Here is a 19727-nt window from a genome sequence, read left to right as displayed (position 1 = left end):
TAGAACATCATTATCATCTAAAAATGCTAATAATCATCGGAAGAAGCTGATTATAAATAAACAAACTACAACCAATCACCCCACTATCATGTGACATAAAATGTCGATATAGTATCTTTCAAGTTTTAATGACTGATGAGACATAATGACTAATCCAGATATACACAGCCAGATGCCACCTACATTAACAGGCTATGATCACGGTGACTTATTGCCCCCCACTCAGCTGACGCCTTTACAGGATTTAGTCCTAAATAAGGTCGACGACAATTATCCTAAGCTGCAACTCTACACCAGCGGTGTATTATTTGGCGCAATAGCCACAGTAACTTGTCTTTTTATAATACTGGCCTCACCCTTGGATTTGATCAGTAAAATTATTATTTTGCCTATTATTGTAGCCATTGGGGCTTTTGCTACTCGATTGACTTATTTAAAAGCATTAACGGTTTGCTATGGCGTATTTAAAGATGAATTTATTATGCGACAAGGCTTATTTTGGGTATCAACAACCGCACTACCCTACACACGGTTACAACACGTTAATCTATCTCAGGGGCCACTTGAACGAAAATACCAACTTATTACCCTAAAATGTTTCAGTGCGGGATCAGGTGAAGCCGAAATAAACTTGCCCGGATTGCCGGCGGAAGTAGCTGAACACCTTCGCCAGCATTTATTGCATCAAGCGGCGCAGAACCAACAAATAGAACAACAAGTGTTAAATACTGATTTGGATCCTCAACATGACTGATGATCAACCATCAAGCGCACATGAACAAGCCAACATCAAGCCAACCCCGAGTTTAACTGATTGGAAAGCATTATCACCTTGGTCGATATTAAGCTTTGTGTTCGGTTCGCTGAAAAACATTCTAAGTAACGGTTATGCTTTAATCCCAATTTTTTATGCTGGTTGGAGCAACGATGTATCGATTGTGTGGGTTATTGATGGATTCATAGTCTTACTTATTTTATTGACCTCATTTGCCTTCATTCAATGGCGAAAATTTCGCTACAGAATAAGTACAGAGCAACTCGATGTAAAACGAGGGCTGTTTTTCACTAAAAAAGATGAAATCCCTCTTAATCGAATTCAAAATATTCGTTTTGAACAACCTTTTTATTTCAAGCCACTCAAACTTGCCGTTTTAGTCATAGAAACCGCTGGTTCAAGTAAAGATGAAGCCAAGCTAACTGCCCTTGACGCTCAACATGCGCAGATTTTAAAGCAGCACTTATTGCAGCTAAATAATGTCAGTGAAACAGTAACAAGCAAGGATGATGAAACTAGCAAAATAGCGATGAAAGCGACGACCTCGGACCAACCGATTATAAAACGAAGCTTGAAGGAGCTGATCATATTTGGTTTTTATCAAAATAACTTTATTTGGTTCGCCATTATTGCAGGTCCTGTAGCTGGACAAATTGAGTGGGAGAAAGTCGCTCAATCTCCCTTAATTAAAGCATCAATAGAATGGGTAAACCAAGCCACACATGATAGTTTCATGCTGCAATTAATCATGATTAGCAGTTTATTTATCATGGGTTACCTACTTTTTTCGGCTATTTCAGTTCTAGCCTCAGTACTCAAATATTATCCATATTCACTCGATAAACATCAACAGACATTGCAACGTAGTGGCGGGGTTATTGCTCATCAACAAGATGCATTAGCGATTAAGCGCATTCAGGTTATCCATTTTCAACAACCGCTATTAGCGCGCTTTGTTAACCGCTGGACGCTGTTTTTGAAGCAAGTAAAAGGTAATGAAGTGGAGGAAAGAACCAAGCAACATATGCTTATCCCTTCTATTAAAAATACTGAAATAGAATCGATATTCAGTATGTTACCTTCATTAAGCCCTTCAGTTATTACATTACCGACCGACTACACTGGGATAAATATTGCTTGGTTATATAAAAGAATATGGCTGCCATTTATTCCCTTTAGTATTTTACTTGGCCTATTTTTCACCTTGGATATAGACATCAAACTGGTTGAGTTCGCGTTTGTTGCAGCCATATTAGCGAGCCTACTGCTTTATATTCGCTATAAGCGATGGGGATATGTGCTAGAACAAGATGCAGTTTGGCAACACAGCGGGTTACTAGGACGAGACTGGAAACGAATTCCATTTGAAAAAATACAACACGTGAAAGTCACGCAGACAGCAAGGCAGAAAACGCAACAACTTGCCTATTTAGAATTAGGTTTAGCAAGTGGCGCTATTATACTGCCTTATATACCAATTGAAGTGGCAAACACATTAATAGCCCGATCACTCAATACCGTTTCAACTCAATATAAGCAATGGATTTAGCAATTACCAAGCATCACTTAACACTCAACAAGATAACGAGTGCCACTCACTCTTGTGGCACAGTTATTTTTTTATCCGGGTCATCTTTTTATCTAAGTCATCTTTTTATCTAAGTCATTTTTTTATCGATAAGCACTAATTTTGCCAATAAATAGCAGGTCTTGGTGCGAATGACGGTTAAGTATTAATAATAAAGAATAAATTAGATAGGTAAGTAACTGAGACCATCTAAATCAATCAATTCTACAATTGGACTATTTGACCACCAGCACCGGACAACTTGCTTGATTGGCGACTGATTCAGCAACATTTTCATGTAAAAAATGAGCAAAACCTGTGCGTCCATGACTGGCTATCACAACCATACCTATATCGCCTGAATTAGCTTCAGCGACTATTTCGGTGACAGCATCACCTCTACGAACAATGGTTTCAACGGGAGTAGTAATAGTTAACTTAGCGAGCAAAGAGTGCATTTTCTGTGCCGCAGCCTCCTCCATACTTTTAGCTAACTCTTCTGGAGTTACCGCTAAGATCATATAATTTTCATCACCAAAAGGTTGATCAACCACATGCAAAATTCTTATGCTGACGTTATACAGATTGGCCATTTCAATTGCATATTGCAGTGCATGGGACGCCGTCTCAGAAAAATCTGTCGGCCATAAAATCGTTTTACTTCGCATAATAACCTCCTTAAAAAATGTAGCCTTATTTAAAGTGTAGTCTTTTATCGCAACGTCTAAGTGATCTTGGTCAAATACTCAACAGTTATTGCATATCGAGTAAAACCCCCTTAGAATTAGACCGACTAATCAGTCGGTTTATATTTAACCGTATTTTCGATTCTTTTTGCAGGAGTTACCTTATGAATATGGCCGTTGAACACTCACCGTTATCACCACTACAGCAATTGCTTCATTCCCAACGCAGCCAATATTTATCAATGCCTGCTCCAAGCTATGAGTCGCGAGTGACTAAACTGAAACAACTAAAGCAATCACTATTGCAAAATCAGCAAGAAATAGTCACCGCACTCAATAATGACTATGGCCACCGCTCAGAAAACGATACCGTCATTTCCGATATTATGCCTTGTATTAATAACATTAATTACACCCTAAAAAATCTTAAAGCCTGGATGAAACCTAGTAAGCGCCATGCAGGTTTATTACTTTCGCCTTCTAAAGTCACTGTGCAATATCAACCTTTAGGTGTTGTAGGCATTATTGTGCCGTGGAACTTTCCAGTGATGTTATCAATTGGTCCGCTGATCACCGCTATCGCTGCGGGTAATCGAGCCATGTTAAAAATGTCTGAGTTCACCCCACACATTAATCAAGTATTGCGGGACTTATTAGCACAGGTTTTTGATCAAAATGAAGTCGCATTAGTGGAAGGTGAAGCTGATGTCGCAGCTCAATTCTCAGCGCTGCCTTTCGACCACATTCTGTTTACTGGCTCAACGGTTGTTGGCCGTCATGTTATGCGAGCTGCAGCAGAAAATCTCACCCCAGTGACATTAGAGCTTGGCGGTAAATCACCGGCTATTATTGCCCCTGACATGCCTATTGAAACCGCTGTAGAGCGATTAATTTTTGGTAAATGCTTAAATGCAGGCCAAATTTGTGTTGCACCTGATTATGTACTTTGCCCTGAAGATAAAATTGCCGAATTTATACAAGCCTACCAAGCAAGATTTAACAAAATGTACCCTGACTTTGATAGCAACCCAGATTACGGCAATATTATTAATGATCGCCAATTTGAACGCTTAACGAAAGTGATTGATGATGCCAAGGCAAAGGGAGCGACTGTCATATCAGCTTCTACTGGCAGAGTCACATCTGGCAAGCGAAAACTAGCAACCCAATTAATGACCAATGTGAATGCCGATATGCTAGTGATGCAAGATGAAATTTTTGGTCCTATTTTACCAATTATTAGCTATCAATCGGTAGATGAAGCGATAGGTTATGTCAATCAACGCGATCGCCCGCTTGCATTATATATATTGAGTTTTGACGGTAAGACTCAAAATAATATTTTACATCATACCCACTCAGGTGGCGTTTGCATTAACGATACCGTATTTCATGTGGCTGCTGATGACGCACCCTTTGGTGGCATTGGACCTTCAGGTATGGGCCATTACCACGGTAAAGAGGGCTTCCTTACCTTTAGTCATGCAAAAACAGTATTAAATAGCGGTAAAATTAACTCGGGCATTTTAGTTCACCCGCCTTACGGTACTGTGATTCAAAAGATGTTAATGAAGTTCTTTTTACGTTAGGAATAATCCTTGTGATGACTAAAAGCGCAACTAACAAACAAACTGATAAGAAACAAGCCATCTTAGCGTCTGCGTTAGCGCTTTTCGTCAATCAAGGTTTTCATGCCACCTCAACAGCTTCTATAGCCAAAGCTGCGGGCGTGGCAACCGGCACCTTATTTCATCACTTCCCTTCTAAAAACAGTATTATCAATCAACTCTTTCTAGATATTAAACAAGAATTTGCTGATGCAATAACCCTTAATACGCGATACATAAATGATGTAGAGCAAGATGCAAATAGTCTGTGGCAAAATGCCATTGATTGGGCGATTACTCACCCACTAAAACAAAGGTTTTTTTTGCAATTTTCACTGTCAGCGGAAATAGATCCTATTACGCGGCAACAAGCAATGAATAGCATATTAGGGTTTGTTGTCGAGTTAATTGAACAAGGTCAACAACAAAATCTAATTGGCCACTACCCGCTCCCTTTGCTACTTGAAAACTGTCATGGACAATACTTAGCCGCAATCCGCTTCTTTACTGATCATCCTGAACTTGGGTGTGATGACTTACACAGGCAAGCTAGTTTCCAATTGTTCTGGAAAGCAATCAAAAGCTAAACCCAGCCCTTTTTAAATGCCTCTCACTCGTAACACTTTGTATCAGTCATGGGTTAGTTATTAATGCAATAGAGAGATAGTGATAACATACTGTTTATTACGAGCTTCATATTTAACGACTTAGTTTCAATAACGTTAAATATCAACATCTTAATATTAAACATATATAAGGTTATGCCGTCACCTATGCTTAAATATATCCATACAGTTATTTTTATGCTGATTCTCGGCGCGCACTTTACTGCAGCAGCAGAAACAGCTCCCCCTTGTTTAGTCTCAGGAGACTGTATCACTGAAGGTGAGTGGGACATATCTATCGCCATTGGTTTTGGCCAGAAAACCAACCCATTGCAAGATTATGATGACATTCCACTGTATGTCTTACCATCGATAGCCTATTACGGCGAGCAGTGGTTTTTTGATAACGGCAACTTTGGATATAGTTTGCAAGAAGCCGAAAAGTATTCGCTCAACCTCGTCACCAGCTATAGTGATGACAGAGCTTTCTTTTATGATTGGGATCCGAGTAACCTTTTTTTAGCCGAAGCTCTGCAGACAATTTAAACATTATGCCGATGGGATTATCGTCATTATCCAGAACCAGTGAACCTAAAGTGTTTAATAGTTTAGAAAGGCGAAAATTCACCTTTTATGGTGGTCTTGAAGCCTTCTACTATGCTCGTTTTGGCTTCTTTAAAGTAGCTTATGCCCATGACATGTTCAATGTTCATAATGGTGACACTGCACATATTAGTTGGAATTACGGCTTAGCGGTTAAGCAATGGGTATTTGACCTAGCCCTAAGAACTGACTGGAAAAGTGCTAAAGTTATTCAATATTATTATGGGGTTAGACAAAACGAGAATAACTATTGGAGCCAGCAATACCAAGCTCATTCAGGCTGGAATAAAGGGATGGAGCTCACCACCCGCTACATTCTTAATGGGCAATGGAATATTTTAATGGCATATCGTTACACAGCCTTGTCTGATGAAATAACTGATAGTCCATTAGTCAATCAAGATAACAGTCAAAGTTATTTTGTTGGCGTAGCTTATAGGTTTTAATTTTGAAATATCATCCTATCAGCATTTTATATCAGCTTATTGGTATATCAGTTTTGTTTATGAGTGTTTTTTCAACAACGGCAGAGCCTCTTAAACATCAAGTGCAGCTAAATGCTATGCCAAATTTTTGCCTCACTGATGATCAGTTTGATTACTGTGAGATAGACCTTTTACTCACATGGAATTTGGTTAATGAAGAACTTGTATGCATTATTTCAGACTACCCAAGCATACCGAGATGGTGTTCGGACAACCCAAACGAAAAATCGGTCAATTTAACTATAAAAACCGATAAAGACATCCAATTTATACTTGTCAGCAAACACGACAACATCACGCTTGCGGGCGTAAAATTAAAGGTCAATAAAGCATCATCTCGACAAATCAGAAGACGCTATCGAAATCCTTGGAGCTTATTTTAATGACCCAACCACAATCTACCCACAGAGTTTTATTAGTTGAAGATGATATTCGACTAGCCAACCTGATTGTTGATTACTTAAAAACCCATGACATGCATGTTGAAGTAGAACGTCGCGGCGACACAGTATTGACACGTTTAATCAGCTACAAGCCTGACATTATTTTGCTTGATATTATGCTACCAGGACTTGATGGATTCAGCCTTTGCGAAAAGTTAGCCGATTATTTTTCCGGCCCTATTTTATTAATGAGTGCCTTGGGCACCAATGAAGATCAAATTAAAGGCTTAGAATTAGGCGCTGATGATTACGTCGTGAAACCGGTTGAACCAGCATTATTAGTGGCTAGAATTAATAATTTACTTCGTCGCCAAGCTTTGCCTAATAAGCCAGAGTCTCATTGTCTTAATTTTGGCAAGCTCAATATCGATCCGCATACGCAAACGATTAGACTAGGCGATACACAAGTTGACCTTACCAACCATGAATTTGAGCTGTTATGGCTGTTAGCCTCACAGGCAGGTCAGGTATTAAGTCGTCAATATATTTATCAATATCTACTCAACATCGATTTTGATGGCAAAGATCGCAAAATTGATGTTCGCACATCTCGTCTACGCAAAAAACTGGGGGATAGTATTGAAACGCCGTTTCGTATTAAAACAGTATGGGGACAAGGTTATTTATTCGCGCCAGAAGCATGGAATGGCTAGGTGATAACACCAAAATGAAACGTTTATTTATCAGCCTATATTTACTACTCAGCTTAAGCTTTTTAGGCATAGGCTGGACATTAGATAGCCTTTGGCAAAACCATGTTGACGAAAATGATGATGTCGATACGCCGCTTGTTGTTTTAGCATTGCTCTTATCTCAGCAGCCAGAGATCGATAGGCAATCTCTTCTGGATGCGATAAGTGATCAACACTCATTTTCATTACAACTGCTTCAACGTAATCAAGTTGCCTTAAATGGTGATATACAACTTGCAGATAATCAGATATTAACCACTGAATCAAATGAGCAACAATTGCAATTTATTGCCGTCGGTGAACAAGTGCTTGTGGCTGGACCGTTTGACATTGAACCCCGCAGTCAATTACGCGGAATATTTACTATCGTTTTTTATGCCTCACTGGCACTGGTAGCTTTAATATGGGTATGGCCCCTTTCGCGAGATTTAAAAATACTGCGTATGGCTACTAAAAAATTTGGTGAAGCCAACTGGGATACTCGCATTGAGCTCAGTACTAGTTCTCAAGTATCACCTCTTGCTCTCACCTTCAATGATATGGCACAGCACATCTGCAGTTTAATAGATAACCAAAAACATCTTACTAATGCTGTCTCACATGAAATTAGAACACCTTTAGCAAGGCTTAAGTTCGCGCTTGCTCTACTGCCGCAATATTGTCTACCTCAAAGCGATATTAACCAACGTATTGATTTTTTGGAGGGCATGCAAACTGATATAAAAGAGATGGAGGACTTGTTGCAGGAGTTATTGACTTACGCCAGCCTAGAAACGATGCAAATTGAGCCCATTTTAGAAAACTGCGAACTGGTCAGCATCTGTAAACAATTGATCCTCAGGCTTGAAGATTTAAGTGATCATGATATTGAATTAAGTCTTACTAACAGCACGCAAATCTATATTAAAGGCGAAGGGTCCTTGGTCGAACGGGCAATACAAAATCTTGTTACCAACGCACAGCGCTATGCTAAATCAAGTATTCAAATCAATTTACGAACGGATCAACATAAAGTCTACTTATCAGTTAACAATGACGGCCCTAGTATTCCGGCAGAAGATCATCCTTATATTTTTGATGCTTTTTATCGTAGCCAATCCCAACATAGTGGCAATAAAGGCCACGGTTTGGGCCTCGCCATTGTTAAACGGATTATGATGCGCCATAAGGGAAATATAGCCATATCAAGTAACCAGGCAAAAACTGAATTCACTCTAAGCTGGCCTATAATAATGGCAAAAAGCTAATCTAGCTCAAACTGACTTAAATCACTCAATAAATCCGTATCATCAGCTTGGTTAAAATCAAACTGATTATTACTGCTCGCTTGTTGCTGTTGTTGCAGTAGTTTTTGCGCTTTGAATACAGCATATTGACGTCTTTTTCGCCGCGCAGCACATAAGCGCACGATATCTTGCTTTTGAAGTTCAGAGAAATGCAGCCAATTAAAGCGCTCGTCACGACTGCGAAAACAGCCTGAACAATACCCTTTAGTATCTGACTGACAGATACCAACACAGGGGCTAGGAATAGCGAAAAAACTTAATTGTTCCATAGTGAGAGCGAAGTTAACCAATTAACGATATAGTTAAGGTTATACCAATTGCAGTAAAAATGTACATTTTTTGGAGACGCCTCTTATGTTAACGCCAATCATGCATTATAAAACCTTGTTGCACTTTTTCTCTAAAGCCATATTGTTGATAGTAGGTTTGGCAGCTTTAGGTTGCCAAAGTACGCCAAAAAATGACTATGATATTAATTATGATTTTAGTCAGTTACAAAGCTTTAACCTTGTAGATGTTGCCAATACCGACGATCCACTCACTGTACAAAGAGTTAACCGGGACATTGTGCAAGCATTGGTCAGCCAAGGTTTTATCCAAACTGATAATAATGCTGATTTCTTGGTTAGTTTTGCCTTTCAAACTGAGACCAAGCCTAAAAGTTCAGGTCTTTCAATTGGTTTGGGGACAGGTAGCTGGGGAAGTAGCGGTGGAGCAAGTATTGGTACCAGTATTGGGGTTCCGATCGGCAGTGATAGTGCGAAAATGCAAACTATTCAGATTGATGTCATTGACCCAAAAGAAAACCGATTGATTTGGCGCGGTACTGATAAATATGATTTTGAACAAGGTGGCGAGCTTAAAGCCCAGAAAACGGCTGAAACTGTTTATCATATTCTTCAACAGTTTCCGCCCAAACCGGCAAAATAATCACTTCACCTTTAATTAAAAAAACGTCCGCTAATGCGGACGTTTTTAGTTAAACCAAGTTGATTGAGATCAGCTAAAAGTTAATGATCGCCAAATAGATAATTCAACCAGCCCTGCATTCTCAGTAGTACTTTACGCATAACAGCAACATGACTGAAGTGTTCAGTGTAAATAGCTGCCTGTCCAGCAACGCCTGCAGGCAAGCTATCAAGGGTGGTATTCTTATCAAGATCAATTAATACTACTACGCGACCACGTTGAAACAGTCTACTTGATGATTGTAAGCTACCACTAAACTGGACTTCACCTTCGGCCATCGCGGGTAAAATTTTAGCCACTTTGCCTTTAAACACCACACCAGGCACAGCATCGATAATAACTTCAGCTTCATCGCCTTCCTTTAAACGCATTAACGAGTTTTGCCAAAAAGCACCGGCAAAATATCGTTCTTCATCTGGAATAAAAGTTAATGCAGGACGAAGTGGAATGGGAACGGCCATTACCCCTTTGCGCAATGCTAATTGGGTTACCACACCATCAGCAGGTGCGCGCACAATGGTTTGCTCTAATTCAAATTGCGCTTTAGCTAACTCAGCTTGTAATCCCGCAACCTTAGTATTAACCCCGTCAATATTTGACTCAAATGCTAGGCGGCTGCGAAGTTCATCCGCTTTTGCAGCATCGCGCTGCGCTAATGATGCTAAGTAAAGTTGACGACGATTATCTAATTCAAGTTCAGTAAAAGGTGAGTTTTGACCGCCTTTTTTACGTCCTTCTTCATAACGTCTATATGCTGATTCCGTCCGGGTTGAATCTGCCTGAGCTTGTTCTAATTTAGCATGTGCAGACTCAAAGGCAGCTTGTAGTTGAGGCACCTGTTGTTCAGCTTCTTTAAGTGCTGCTTGCTTTTGCTTTACCATTGCAGCATAAGGTGTGGGATCTATTTTGAATAAAACATCGCCCTCTTTGACAGGCATATTGGGCTGAACATTCACCTCAGTCACAATCCCCTTCACCGCAGGGGTAATAGGAATAGAAACGAAGTACTCTCTAGTAAACTTGGTATAGGGATGGTTATAGTTCATTAATAACAACAATGAACCTATTAACACTATGCCGCCAAGTAAGGCTGTCGGCACAGTCCACTTATTTAATGGAATTTTGAAGACTTTAAAAATTGCGATACAAATGGCGCCATAGGTCAGAATAAGCAGTAAATCCATTATTTTATCTCCTTATCAACTGACTCGGTTTGAAGCTCTTCAGTTACTTTTACCGCAGCTAAATCACCTTTAGAGGCAATGGCTTTAGCCACTTTACTACTCTCAACCTGGTCTAACCTAAGCGTTAATTGAGTCACTTGCTGAATAAGTTCTTTTACCTCACCTTCAAGAATTAACTCTCTTTGGCGGCTATCTGAAAATCCCCAGCCTCTATCCTCACGATATAACGTGGCCCAAATCCACAGAAAAGGCCAAATAGCATGCAAAGTAAACAAGCTAACCCAACCTGCAATATGTAAGGCATCCTGTTGCGGATGATTACGTTTTTTAGCAATCTCATAGGGAATATCATGGATAGCAATAATGCCGTAAAAAATAAAAATAACGACAAAAAATAATATCCCTAATGCAAAGTAATCTAAAAACATTTAGCCTCCAGGCCATGTAAAATCTAATAACAATAAATCTTACATACCCACTTACAATTTACAATGTTTGTTTAATGTTAAGATAAAGCTAAATAAGTAAATCTAACGTATTAGCTTAATATTTACAGTAAAACAATAGCAAAGCGACCTCCAAAGTAGGTAAACTGTTCTAATAACAAAACACTGAACAAGGGTGAATATGAGTACTTCGTCATTAGAGATATTAGGCACGCCAGGTTGTACTGATGCCGTAAAGGCCATGTTGCTTGGTTGCGGTGAGTTGGGTAAAGAAGTCGCTATTGAATTGCAGCGATTTGGTATTGAAGTGATAGGTGTCGATAGATACCCTAACGCTCCAGCGATGCAAATAGCCCATCGTAGCCATGTGATTAACATGCTAGATGGGGCTGCTTTATCTGCTGTCATTGAATTAGAAAAACCAGATATTGTTATCCCTGAAATTGAAGCGATTGCAACAGATATGTTATTGGCTTTAGAAGCCAAGGGATTAAACGTAGTGCCTTGCGCGCAAGCGGCAAAGTTAACAATGGACAGAGAGGGCATTCGTCGATTAGCAGCCGAAACATTAGGCTTACCGACTTCAGCATATTTCTTTTGCGACACGTTAATTGAACTGAACCAGGCAATAGCACAAATTGGCTTCCCGTGTGTGATCAAACCTGTGATGAGCTCATCAGGTAAAGGCCAGAGTGTCATTAAGTCTACTGACGATATTCAGGCGGCTTGGGATTATGCTCAGCAAGGTGGGCGTGCGGGTCAAGGACGAGTGATCATCGAAGGCTTTATACCCTTTGATTACGAAATTACCTTACTCACCATTAGCGCAATTGATGGCATTCATTTTTGCGCACCTATTGGACATAGACAAGAAGACGGCGATTATCGTGAATCATGGCAGCCTCAAGCTATGCCGGACAATGTGTTAGAACAAGCGCAAATTGTCGCAATGAAAACGGTTAAAGCGCTGGGCGGATATGGACTCTTTGGGGTTGAATTATTCATTAAAGGCGACGAAGTTTACTTCTCTGAGGTTTCCCCTCGCCCACATGATACTGGCCTGGTCACATTAATCAGCCAAGACTTATCGGAATTCGCATTACATGTGAGGGCTATTTTAGGCTTACCTATCGGTAAAATTGAGCAGTTTGGCCCCGCTGCTTCTGCGGTCATTCTAGGGGAAGGGAAATCGGACAACATTCGATATCAAGGTATGGGAAAGGCTTTAGCCTTACCCGATACTCAACTTAGGTTATTTGGCAAACCCGATATTGATGGACGTCGTCGTCTAGGTGTCGCCTTGGCCAAAGATACCAGTATTGAAAATGCCATCGAAAAGGCAAAAAAGGCCGCTGCAGAAATTAAAGTGATATTTTAGTGATTAGCTAAATTAAGCGATGCAACTGACATCTACCTTCGCCATATTAAATATTAATATGGCGTTTTTTAATGCCGCTCATGCAATCTCATACCTCTTACTCATCTTATAACCCCTCTTATCAAGTCAGAGTAACTCTGGCCTTTTAATTAAAGGGACATAAATATGCGACTAAACCACATTAGTTGATTTGCCTAGTATGAATTGTCGGCAATTATTCACCGCTATATCCATCAAGTTTTGCCTAGCTTCTTTCGTTGCCCAAGCAATGTGAGGAGTTATTGTAATATTTTTAGCACTGATTAATGGATTATCAATTTTGGGAGGCTCGCTCGACAATACATCCACCGCCGCAAAGCCTTTATCTTGGTTAAGCCAGTCTGCTAAATCTTGTTCATTGACTAAATCACCTCTGGCAGTATTTATTATTAATGCCTTGCTAGGTAATTTCGCTAAAGACAATGTATTGATCATTTGGTGTGTTGCATTAGTCAGGGGGCAATGAAGTGATAAAAATTGAACTTTAGGTAATAGATCGTTTAACTCGCACCACTCTATACCTTGGGCAAGTCCTACTTTAATTTTAGGAGTATGAATCAAAACCTGCATCCCAAAAGCTAACGCAATTTGTGCCACATGCTGAGCAATGTCACCAAAACCAATTAACCCGAGCACTTTGCCTTTTAGCGACATTAATGGAGATAAAGTGAAACAGAAATCACGCTGTCCAGCCCACAGGCCTTGCTTTACCGCGTTATCATGCAAGGCGACTTGTTGTGTATGATGCAAAATATGGGCAAACACCATTTGCGCTACCGCGTCAGGGCCATACGCTGGTACATTGGTGACTATTATGCCCCTTTGCTTGGCGTAGATAAGGTCAACCACATTGGTACCAGTGGCTAGTACACCAATATATTTAATATCAGGAAGCTGTTTTAAAATATCCGCTGTTATTGGGGTTTTGTTAGTTAAAATGATTTCTGCACCCTGACAACGAATAACCACATCATCAATTAAGCTATGCTCATACACTTTGCAGGGTGCTAGTTGCGCCAATTCATGCCAACTTAAATCACCTGGGGTTAATGTAAATCCATCTAGCACAACTATTTTCATTATCTATTAGCCTTTAGTCCTTACATTAAAAAGCAATCTCAAGACCAAGGTTAACTTGGCTTTGCCACATTAAATCACCCTGTATTTGCCATACACAGCCAGCTTGATTACAAAATAATCCACCATCTGAATTCAAAAAAGTGGCATATCCACGCACATCAGCAAACAGACTAACATTTTGAGTAACCTCATAGGCAACACCGCCACCAATGCCCATAGAGAAATGAGTTTCACTTGAATACTCTTTGCTTGGACGCAGTTGGGTTAAACCGGCACTGGCTGTAATATAAGGTTTCAAATTCTCATTTGGAAAATATAATGTTCCGCCAAGATGGAAATAATTAACCTCTAGTTCGGTTAACTTATCTGATGACAGCGAGCCTTGACGTAAATCTGTATCTTGTCGGCTATATAGAAAGTACATATTGCCAGGATCATTGGTCGTTACACCTAACATAATACCTATGTTGCCACTTTCAGTGATGTTTAACTCTGATAGATTAGTCTGGGCATCATTAACTGAGACTTCTAGCCCATTACTACCAAAACTATAACCACCAAAAGGGGCTACAAATATCTCAGCATAACTATTTGGGTTAATCAATGCACAAACAGCCATAAGTGCTAATCTTACTAGCTTCATATTTTGCCCAACTCCTGTTTACATTTTATCCATTAATATAACCGTTTAATTAATCAATTAACGCATACCTCTAGAAGTTTTTATCGTTTCATAAGCGGCTTGAATATCTTGAGCTTTAGCTTTAGCTATCATCATCATCTCTTCCGGCAGCCCTTTGGCAACCAACTTATCAGGATGATGCTCATTCATTAGTTTCCGATAAGCCCGTTTAATTTGCTGATCCGTTTCAGACTCGGCAATACCCAGTACCAGATAAGCATCGTTAAGTGGCATTTTACTGCCTTGGCCTGATTGATGATGTTGAAATTCTGCTTGCCAGCGAGTAAGTAAATCTTTTAGCACTGCAGATAATCCTAACTGCTCCGCTATTACAGCAAGCACTTGCTGTTCTTTAGCTTGTAGTTCGCCATCTGACAGAGCCGTTTGAATTTGAATTTCTAAAAACATTTGTAGCAGTTCATGCCGGCTTTGTGTGACTCGTTTAAAATCGGCTAAGGTTTGAAATAAATCAAAATTGGCTTGGCGACCCGAACGAAATGCAGCCTGAGCATCAGCACGCGGCTGGCCCGTAAGCTGCATTTTATCCATTAATAATGTTGCTACGCGAATATCAGCTTCGGTTACATGGCCAGATGCTTTGGCAACATGCCCCATAACAGCAAAGGTCGCATTAAAAAAAGTCGCTTGTCGCTCACCCGCTTGCTGGATGAGGCCAGATAAACGTTTACGCTTGTCGTAAAGGTGTCCTAAAAAAAGGCCCATTATGCCGCCAGCAATTCTGCCAAACATAAACCCAATGATAAACCCAAAAACCTTGCCCCAAATTCGCATTGACTGTTCCGTTATATTTTATAAAAATTTGTTATCCAAACTTAAGATAATGACATTACTCGTGCATTTAACGCATCTAATCTAGCAATAGTGCCAACATCACACCAATATTGTGTCAAACAGTGACCATAAATTTGTGCTTGTGCAATAGATTGCCTAAGTAACGGACCGAGTGGTTGTGATCCGTTTGCTAGCTCAGTAAACATTTTAGGATGATACACGCCCATTCCGCTATAAGTGAATCGCGTAGAACCATCAAGAACCACTAGCGCATGCTCCAGATCGCTCTTACCCACAGAACTTAACGAAGAAATAAGGCAAAAATCCCCTTGAGAGTGATGTGATGGATTATCAACCAACCAAATATAAGCATCTGCCTTTCGTTGATTAACCACAGATAATGCGGCTTCTATATCTGGTAATGCATCTATAAAAATATCGCCATTCAGTAATAAAAAAGGTTCTGAACCTAACAAAGGTAAAGCATTTTTTATCCCGCCTGCGGTTTCTAACGCCTCGGCTTCAGCGCTATAATGAATCGATAACCCCCAACGTTCACCATTACCTAATGATTCAACAAGCATGTGTCCAAGCCATGCATGATTAATTATGACGTCAGTTATCCCCAACTCAGCAAGCTTCTCTAAGTGATATTCTATTAAAGGTTTACCATTAACTTTAACCAAAGGTTTAGGCATTAAATCTGTTAGTGGTCTTAATCTTTCACCACGCCCTGCCGCTAATATCATCGCCTTCATTTAGAGACCTCCTCCTAAAGTGGCATTCTTTGCGAGCACCTTTGGTAACACCACCTCTTCAACCCATTGGCTTAAGGACTTCAGCGAAGGATAACGCCCCGCAATATCGACAATATATTGTAAGGTTAAAGGAATATCTGCCATATAACCTGCTTTTCCATCTCTTAATTTTAATCGCGCAAAAATACCCGCAGCTTTAATATGACGCTGTAGCCCCATCAAATCGAACCATTGTTGATAAACAGAAAAATCGGCATTGTGATCAATTAATTCATGTTTCATTAGCAATTGATAATGATAACGCATCAATGAATTCACTATATTCTCTGGCCATCTGACATAACAATCACGAAGCAGTGATACGGCATCATAGGTTATCGGCCCTATTACAGCATCTTGAAAATCAATCACAGCAAGGCGCTCTAGACCGGGTATGTCATGATTCATAAGCAAATTACGGCTGTGAAAATCACGATGCATACCCATTTTAGGCTGAGCCTCTACATTAACTATCAACTGCTGAAAACAGTCATTCAACATGGTAGATTCTACTTGTGACAAATCATACTGAAGATGAGCACCAATCAACCATTCAGTGAAAATAGTTAATTCTTTTTCAACAAAGGCACTATCGTAAAAAGGAAATGATTGGCTTTTACCTTCTGCATTATGGTATTGAGTAACACCTGTAATAGGCACGAGTAAGTCCAGCGCCTGTTGATAGTAACCAGCAACATTATCGTTTTTCAAAATGGATAGTAACTGCTCATCACCGACATTTGTTTGCAAAACAAAACCTTGTTCTAGACAGTAATGTACAACTTCAGGTACTAATACACCGGCTTGATGATATGCCTTTGCTATCGCAATAAATGGCACAATAGGCACTAAAGTCACAGGCGAATCGGAGACAATATAATGGTTATTTTTGACCGTCAGTTTAAAGTAACGTCTAAAGCTAGCATCACCACAAATTAGCGAAACGTTTACTTCTTGACCAAAATACTGATTTAACCAAGAGGATAATAAGGAAAATCTTAAATCTGTTTGACTCATCTCAATGGCTCTTCAACAAAAATTGCTTTATTATAGCCAGCATAACATTTGGAAACAGCTAAAGAATGGATTGTTTTTGTTAGCTGCTAACTTCTTTATTAATCCAAACTTTCCAGAACAAGAATTCATAATTATTTGACTATAATGCAGATCCGATATCTTCTGGCCTTATGCCTATTACCTCAATACGTGTTTGCTCAGGCACCCAATGTAGAAGAGGAACTCCCTCAACTTTGTATAGTCGAGCCCCCTGTCTCTCGCTCGTTTAGCGATCGTGAAAAGCTATCTGGCATAAAAGATACCGACATTGTGATTATTTCAGACGATTCGTCGGCCTCTTTTGAAAACAAAGCCCACTTTCGCGGAGATGTTAGTTTTAGTCAGGGCACAAGGCATATCGCAGCTGACGAAGCTATTTTAGATCAGCGCAAACAACAACTAAATGCTAATGGCAATCTCATTTTTAAAGATGAGCAATTCACCATTACTGCTGATTCACTGCAAGCACAAATGAGCAGCAGCAGCGCCAATTTAGAAGGTGCTGAATACTGGCTTAATGGTCAACAAATTCATGGGGACGCTAAACGGTTACAGATAACCTCTGACAATAACTTAATTTTATCTGGCACTAACTTTACCACTTGCCCACCAGGTGATGAATCTTGGTTACTTGAAGCTGACATGATTAAAATTGACAGTGAAGAAGAATGGGGTGAAATATGGAATGCCAAACTGCGTATTGCTGACGTGCCTGTTTTATATATCCCTTACATGACGATTCCGGTATCAGATAAACGAAAATCAGGATTTTTATTTCCAGCATTCAGTACAAGTACTACTAATGGCCTGCAATTTAGCGTGCCATATTATTGGAATATTGCACCAGAGTATGACTTATCCTTTACGCCAGATATCATGTCTTCACGCGGTATATTTACTAAAACAGAGTTCCGTTATCTTGCTGGCGAACAACAAAATGGACAGATGAATGTTGAATATTTAGGCAGTGATCGCAAACTATTTAACAACCCTGATCGCTATTTATATCATTGGAGTCATCAAGGCGCTCTTAATGACAATTGGCGTGTCAGAGCAAACTATACCGATGTATCTGATAACAACTATTTCAATGACTTAAATTCCGATGTTAACCGCTCAACAGATAATCAATTGTCGCGTATTGGTGAAGCCAGCTATTTTGAGCAAAATTGGGACTTCAACATGCGAGTACAAGACATCAAAGTACTGGGCGAGGACGAGTTACCCTACCAAGTTATGCCACAATTAAATTTCAATTATCGTCAAACCGATTTTTTCAATAGTATTGACTTTAAATTCAACTCAGAACTGACTAACTTTCGTCATCAACAAGATGAATACTCAACGGCGACACGCTTACATATGGTGCCCAGTTTAACCTTACCCATTCAGGGGCCTGCGGGAAGTTTAACCAGTGAAGTTAAGCTTATGCAGACCCAATATTGGCAGCAACTTATCGATCTCGATACTGACTATGACGAATCAGTAAGCCGTACAATTCCTCAAGTTCGAGTGTTGGGCCAAATAAATTTTGAGCGTCCAACAACGATGTTTGATAGTCTATCAAAACAAACATTAGAGCCACAGTTTCAATACCTGTATGTGGGTTATGAAGACCAAACAAACATTGGCATTTACGACACGGCTCAACTTCAGGAAGATTATTTTGGTTTATTCCGGGATAGACGTTATTCAGGCTTAGACCGCATTGCTGATGCAAATCAACTGACTTTAGGTTTCACTACTCGATTGTTTGATGAGCTAAATTTCGAAAAGTTTAAATTTAGTTTGGGGCAAACGCTCTATTTTGACGAATCGAAAGTATTAAGTGAGAACCAGCGTTTACAGGAAACTGAGTCAACGTCAATTTTGGCCGCAGAGCTCGATGCACAGTTATATAAAGATTGGTTTATTAGCGGTTCTGTTCAACATGATACCGAAAATGGCAAAAATAAAAAAAATGAAGTCACTTTAGATTTTCGCCCTAGTAACGACAAATTACTGCAATTTAGCTACCGTTACGTACCAGATCTTCTCAATACCAACACCAATGACCGAGTCAGTATTTCTCAAGCTGGCCTCAGAACATCTTGGCCGATTAGCGATGACCTATACTTTGTTGGTAATTGGTATTATGACTTAAATGAATCTCGCAGTGTTGAAACCTACTCTGGAGTCCAATATGAGTCATGTTGCTGGGCTATACGATTAAGTTACCATTACCGCATCAAAACAAACTATGATGACGATTTATCACAAAGTATCGACGGGCGTGAAGAATTTGATAAAGGTATTTACCTCAATTTTGTCATTAAAGGCTTAGGCGGATCAGGCCCACTTGGAGTTGAAGATATGCTAAATGAAGGTTTATTTAACTACCGTAAGCCACTTTACTTAAGGAATTAAGCCGCTTTTATGATAGCTTATGATAAATTGCTGAACCAAGATTAAAAACCGTAGTCCTATGTTAAGTTAATTAAGATTAACTGACAAAAATGATAACAATAGATTTGGGTCCCCCCAAAATACCAGAATAAAAGTGCCAAGGATTTATT

At 39.8% G+C, this 19727-nt stretch carries 21 protein-coding genes; 12 read left to right on the top strand and 9 right to left on the bottom strand.

Features of this window, described 5'->3' with window-relative positions; translation table 11 throughout:
• Positions 1-145: 145 nt before the first annotated feature.
• Positions 146-754 (top strand): PH domain-containing protein, encoded by a 609-nt coding sequence (locus tag ACRWQM_RS04135; protein WP_434931358.1) that lies wholly within the window; start codon positions 146-148, stop codon positions 752-754.
• Positions 747-2324, top strand: coding sequence for a PH domain-containing protein (locus tag ACRWQM_RS04130; RefSeq protein ID WP_434931357.1), 1578 nt, complete (start codon positions 747-749; stop codon positions 2322-2324). The genes ACRWQM_RS04135 and ACRWQM_RS04130 overlap by 8 nt, the downstream gene beginning before the upstream one ends.
• 254 nt (positions 2325-2578) lie before the next feature.
• On the opposite strand, the gene ACRWQM_RS04125 is transcribed toward ACRWQM_RS04130, so the two are convergent.
• Complete coding sequence (locus ACRWQM_RS04125; protein ID WP_434931356.1) at positions 2579-3010, bottom strand: universal stress protein; 432 nt, start codon at positions 3008-3010, stop codon at positions 2579-2581.
• Positions 3011-3192: 182 nt separating this feature from the next.
• Here ACRWQM_RS04125 and ACRWQM_RS04120 point away from each other — a divergent pair, with 182 nt between their 5' ends.
• The 7 genes from ACRWQM_RS04120 to ACRWQM_RS04090 all read left to right on the top strand — a co-directional run bounded on the left by ACRWQM_RS04120 (position 3193) and on the right by ACRWQM_RS04090 (position 8710).
• On the top strand, positions 3193-4617 hold the full coding sequence (locus ACRWQM_RS04120; RefSeq protein WP_434931355.1) for a coniferyl aldehyde dehydrogenase: 1425 nt from the start codon (positions 3193-3195) through the stop codon (positions 4615-4617).
• Between the two features lie 14 nt (positions 4618-4631).
• Positions 4632-5222: a TetR/AcrR family transcriptional regulator gene (locus ACRWQM_RS04115; RefSeq protein ID WP_434931354.1), complete on the top strand. Its 591-nt coding sequence runs from the start codon at positions 4632-4634 to the stop codon at positions 5220-5222.
• Positions 5223-5408: 186 nt separating this feature from the next.
• A complete protein-coding gene (locus ACRWQM_RS04110) occupies positions 5409-5786 on the top strand; it encodes a MipA/OmpV family protein (protein ID WP_434931353.1) in 378 nt (125 codons plus the stop codon).
• An 11-nt stretch (positions 5787-5797) separates the two neighbouring features.
• Positions 5798-6289, top strand: coding sequence for a MipA/OmpV family protein (locus ACRWQM_RS04105; protein WP_434931351.1), 492 nt, complete (start codon positions 5798-5800; stop codon positions 6287-6289).
• 2 nt (positions 6290-6291) lie between these two features.
• Complete coding sequence (locus ACRWQM_RS04100) at positions 6292-6711, top strand: DUF3019 domain-containing protein (protein WP_434926912.1); 420 nt, start codon at positions 6292-6294, stop codon at positions 6709-6711.
• On the top strand, positions 6711-7424 hold the full coding sequence (locus ACRWQM_RS04095; protein ID WP_434931350.1) for a response regulator: 714 nt from the start codon (positions 6711-6713) through the stop codon (positions 7422-7424). Before ACRWQM_RS04100 ends, ACRWQM_RS04095 begins: the two co-directional genes overlap by 1 nt.
• Positions 7425-7438: 14 nt before the next feature.
• On the top strand, positions 7439-8710 hold the full coding sequence (locus ACRWQM_RS04090; RefSeq protein ID WP_434931348.1) for an ATP-binding protein: 1272 nt from the start codon (positions 7439-7441) through the stop codon (positions 8708-8710).
• On the opposite strand, the gene ACRWQM_RS04085 is transcribed toward ACRWQM_RS04090, so the two are convergent.
• The gene (locus tag ACRWQM_RS04085) at positions 8707-9018 is read right to left on the bottom strand and encodes a DUF1289 domain-containing protein (protein ID WP_434931347.1); all 312 of its coding nucleotides are present in this window, start codon (positions 9016-9018) and stop codon (positions 8707-8709) included. The genes ACRWQM_RS04090 and ACRWQM_RS04085 overlap by 4 nt on opposite strands.
• Before the next feature lie 85 nt (positions 9019-9103).
• Here ACRWQM_RS04085 and ACRWQM_RS04080 point away from each other — a divergent pair, with 85 nt between their 5' ends.
• A complete protein-coding gene (locus ACRWQM_RS04080) occupies positions 9104-9679 on the top strand; it encodes a DUF4136 domain-containing protein (RefSeq protein WP_434926916.1) in 576 nt (191 codons plus the stop codon).
• A gap of 80 nt (positions 9680-9759) precedes the next feature.
• On the opposite strand, the gene ACRWQM_RS04075 is transcribed toward ACRWQM_RS04080, so the two are convergent.
• Together ACRWQM_RS04075 and ACRWQM_RS04070 are read right to left on the bottom strand one after the other, a co-directional pair.
• The gene (locus ACRWQM_RS04075) at positions 9760-10902 is read right to left on the bottom strand and encodes an HlyD family secretion protein (RefSeq protein ID WP_434926917.1); all 1143 of its coding nucleotides are present in this window, start codon (positions 10900-10902) and stop codon (positions 9760-9762) included.
• A complete protein-coding gene (locus ACRWQM_RS04070) occupies positions 10902-11330 on the bottom strand; it encodes a DUF3302 domain-containing protein (RefSeq protein ID WP_434926918.1) in 429 nt (142 codons plus the stop codon). Before ACRWQM_RS04070 ends, ACRWQM_RS04075 begins: the two co-directional genes overlap by 1 nt.
• Before the next feature lie 220 nt (positions 11331-11550).
• Between ACRWQM_RS04070 and purT the strand changes: the two genes are divergently transcribed.
• Positions 11551-12726, top strand: a complete 1176-nt coding sequence (purT, locus tag ACRWQM_RS04065) for a formate-dependent phosphoribosylglycinamide formyltransferase (RefSeq protein ID WP_434929111.1) — start codon at positions 11551-11553, stop codon at positions 12724-12726.
• A 171-nt stretch (positions 12727-12897) separates the two neighbouring features.
• Here the strand turns inward: purT and ACRWQM_RS04060 are convergent, their stop codons facing one another.
• The 5 genes from ACRWQM_RS04060 to ACRWQM_RS04040 are packed head-to-tail and all read right to left on the bottom strand — an operon-like array spanning position 12898 to position 17133.
• Positions 12898-13845: a D-2-hydroxyacid dehydrogenase gene (locus ACRWQM_RS04060; RefSeq protein WP_434931346.1), complete on the bottom strand. Its 948-nt coding sequence runs from the start codon at positions 13843-13845 to the stop codon at positions 12898-12900.
• Between the two features lie 25 nt (positions 13846-13870).
• Positions 13871-14488, bottom strand: a complete 618-nt coding sequence (locus ACRWQM_RS04055; RefSeq protein ID WP_434931345.1) for an outer membrane beta-barrel protein — start codon at positions 14486-14488, stop codon at positions 13871-13873.
• A 57-nt stretch (positions 14489-14545) separates the two neighbouring features.
• A complete protein-coding gene (gene djlA, locus ACRWQM_RS04050) occupies positions 14546-15319 on the bottom strand; it encodes a co-chaperone DjlA (protein ID WP_434931344.1) in 774 nt (257 codons plus the stop codon).
• 41 nt (positions 15320-15360) lie between these two features.
• Positions 15361-16077, bottom strand: coding sequence for an N-acetylmuramate alpha-1-phosphate uridylyltransferase MurU (gene murU / locus ACRWQM_RS04045; RefSeq protein ID WP_434931343.1), 717 nt, complete (start codon positions 16075-16077; stop codon positions 15361-15363).
• On the bottom strand, positions 16078-17133 hold the full coding sequence (locus tag ACRWQM_RS04040; protein WP_434931342.1) for an aminoglycoside phosphotransferase family protein: 1056 nt from the start codon (positions 17131-17133) through the stop codon (positions 16078-16080).
• Between the two features lie 144 nt (positions 17134-17277).
• Here ACRWQM_RS04040 and lptD point away from each other — a divergent pair, with 144 nt between their 5' ends.
• Positions 17278-19578 (top strand): LPS assembly protein LptD, encoded by a 2301-nt coding sequence (gene lptD, locus ACRWQM_RS04035; protein WP_434926924.1) that lies wholly within the window; start codon positions 17278-17280, stop codon positions 19576-19578.
• The last annotated feature ends 149 nt before the right edge of the window (positions 19579-19727 follow it).

The sequence above is a fragment of the Shewanella sp. HL-SH5 genome (assembly GCF_051163755.1).
Classification (GTDB): domain Bacteria; phylum Pseudomonadota; class Gammaproteobacteria; order Enterobacterales; family Shewanellaceae; genus Shewanella; species Shewanella glacialimarina.
Note: the sequence above shows the minus strand (reverse complement) of the source record. Positions and strands in the feature narration are given on the sequence as shown.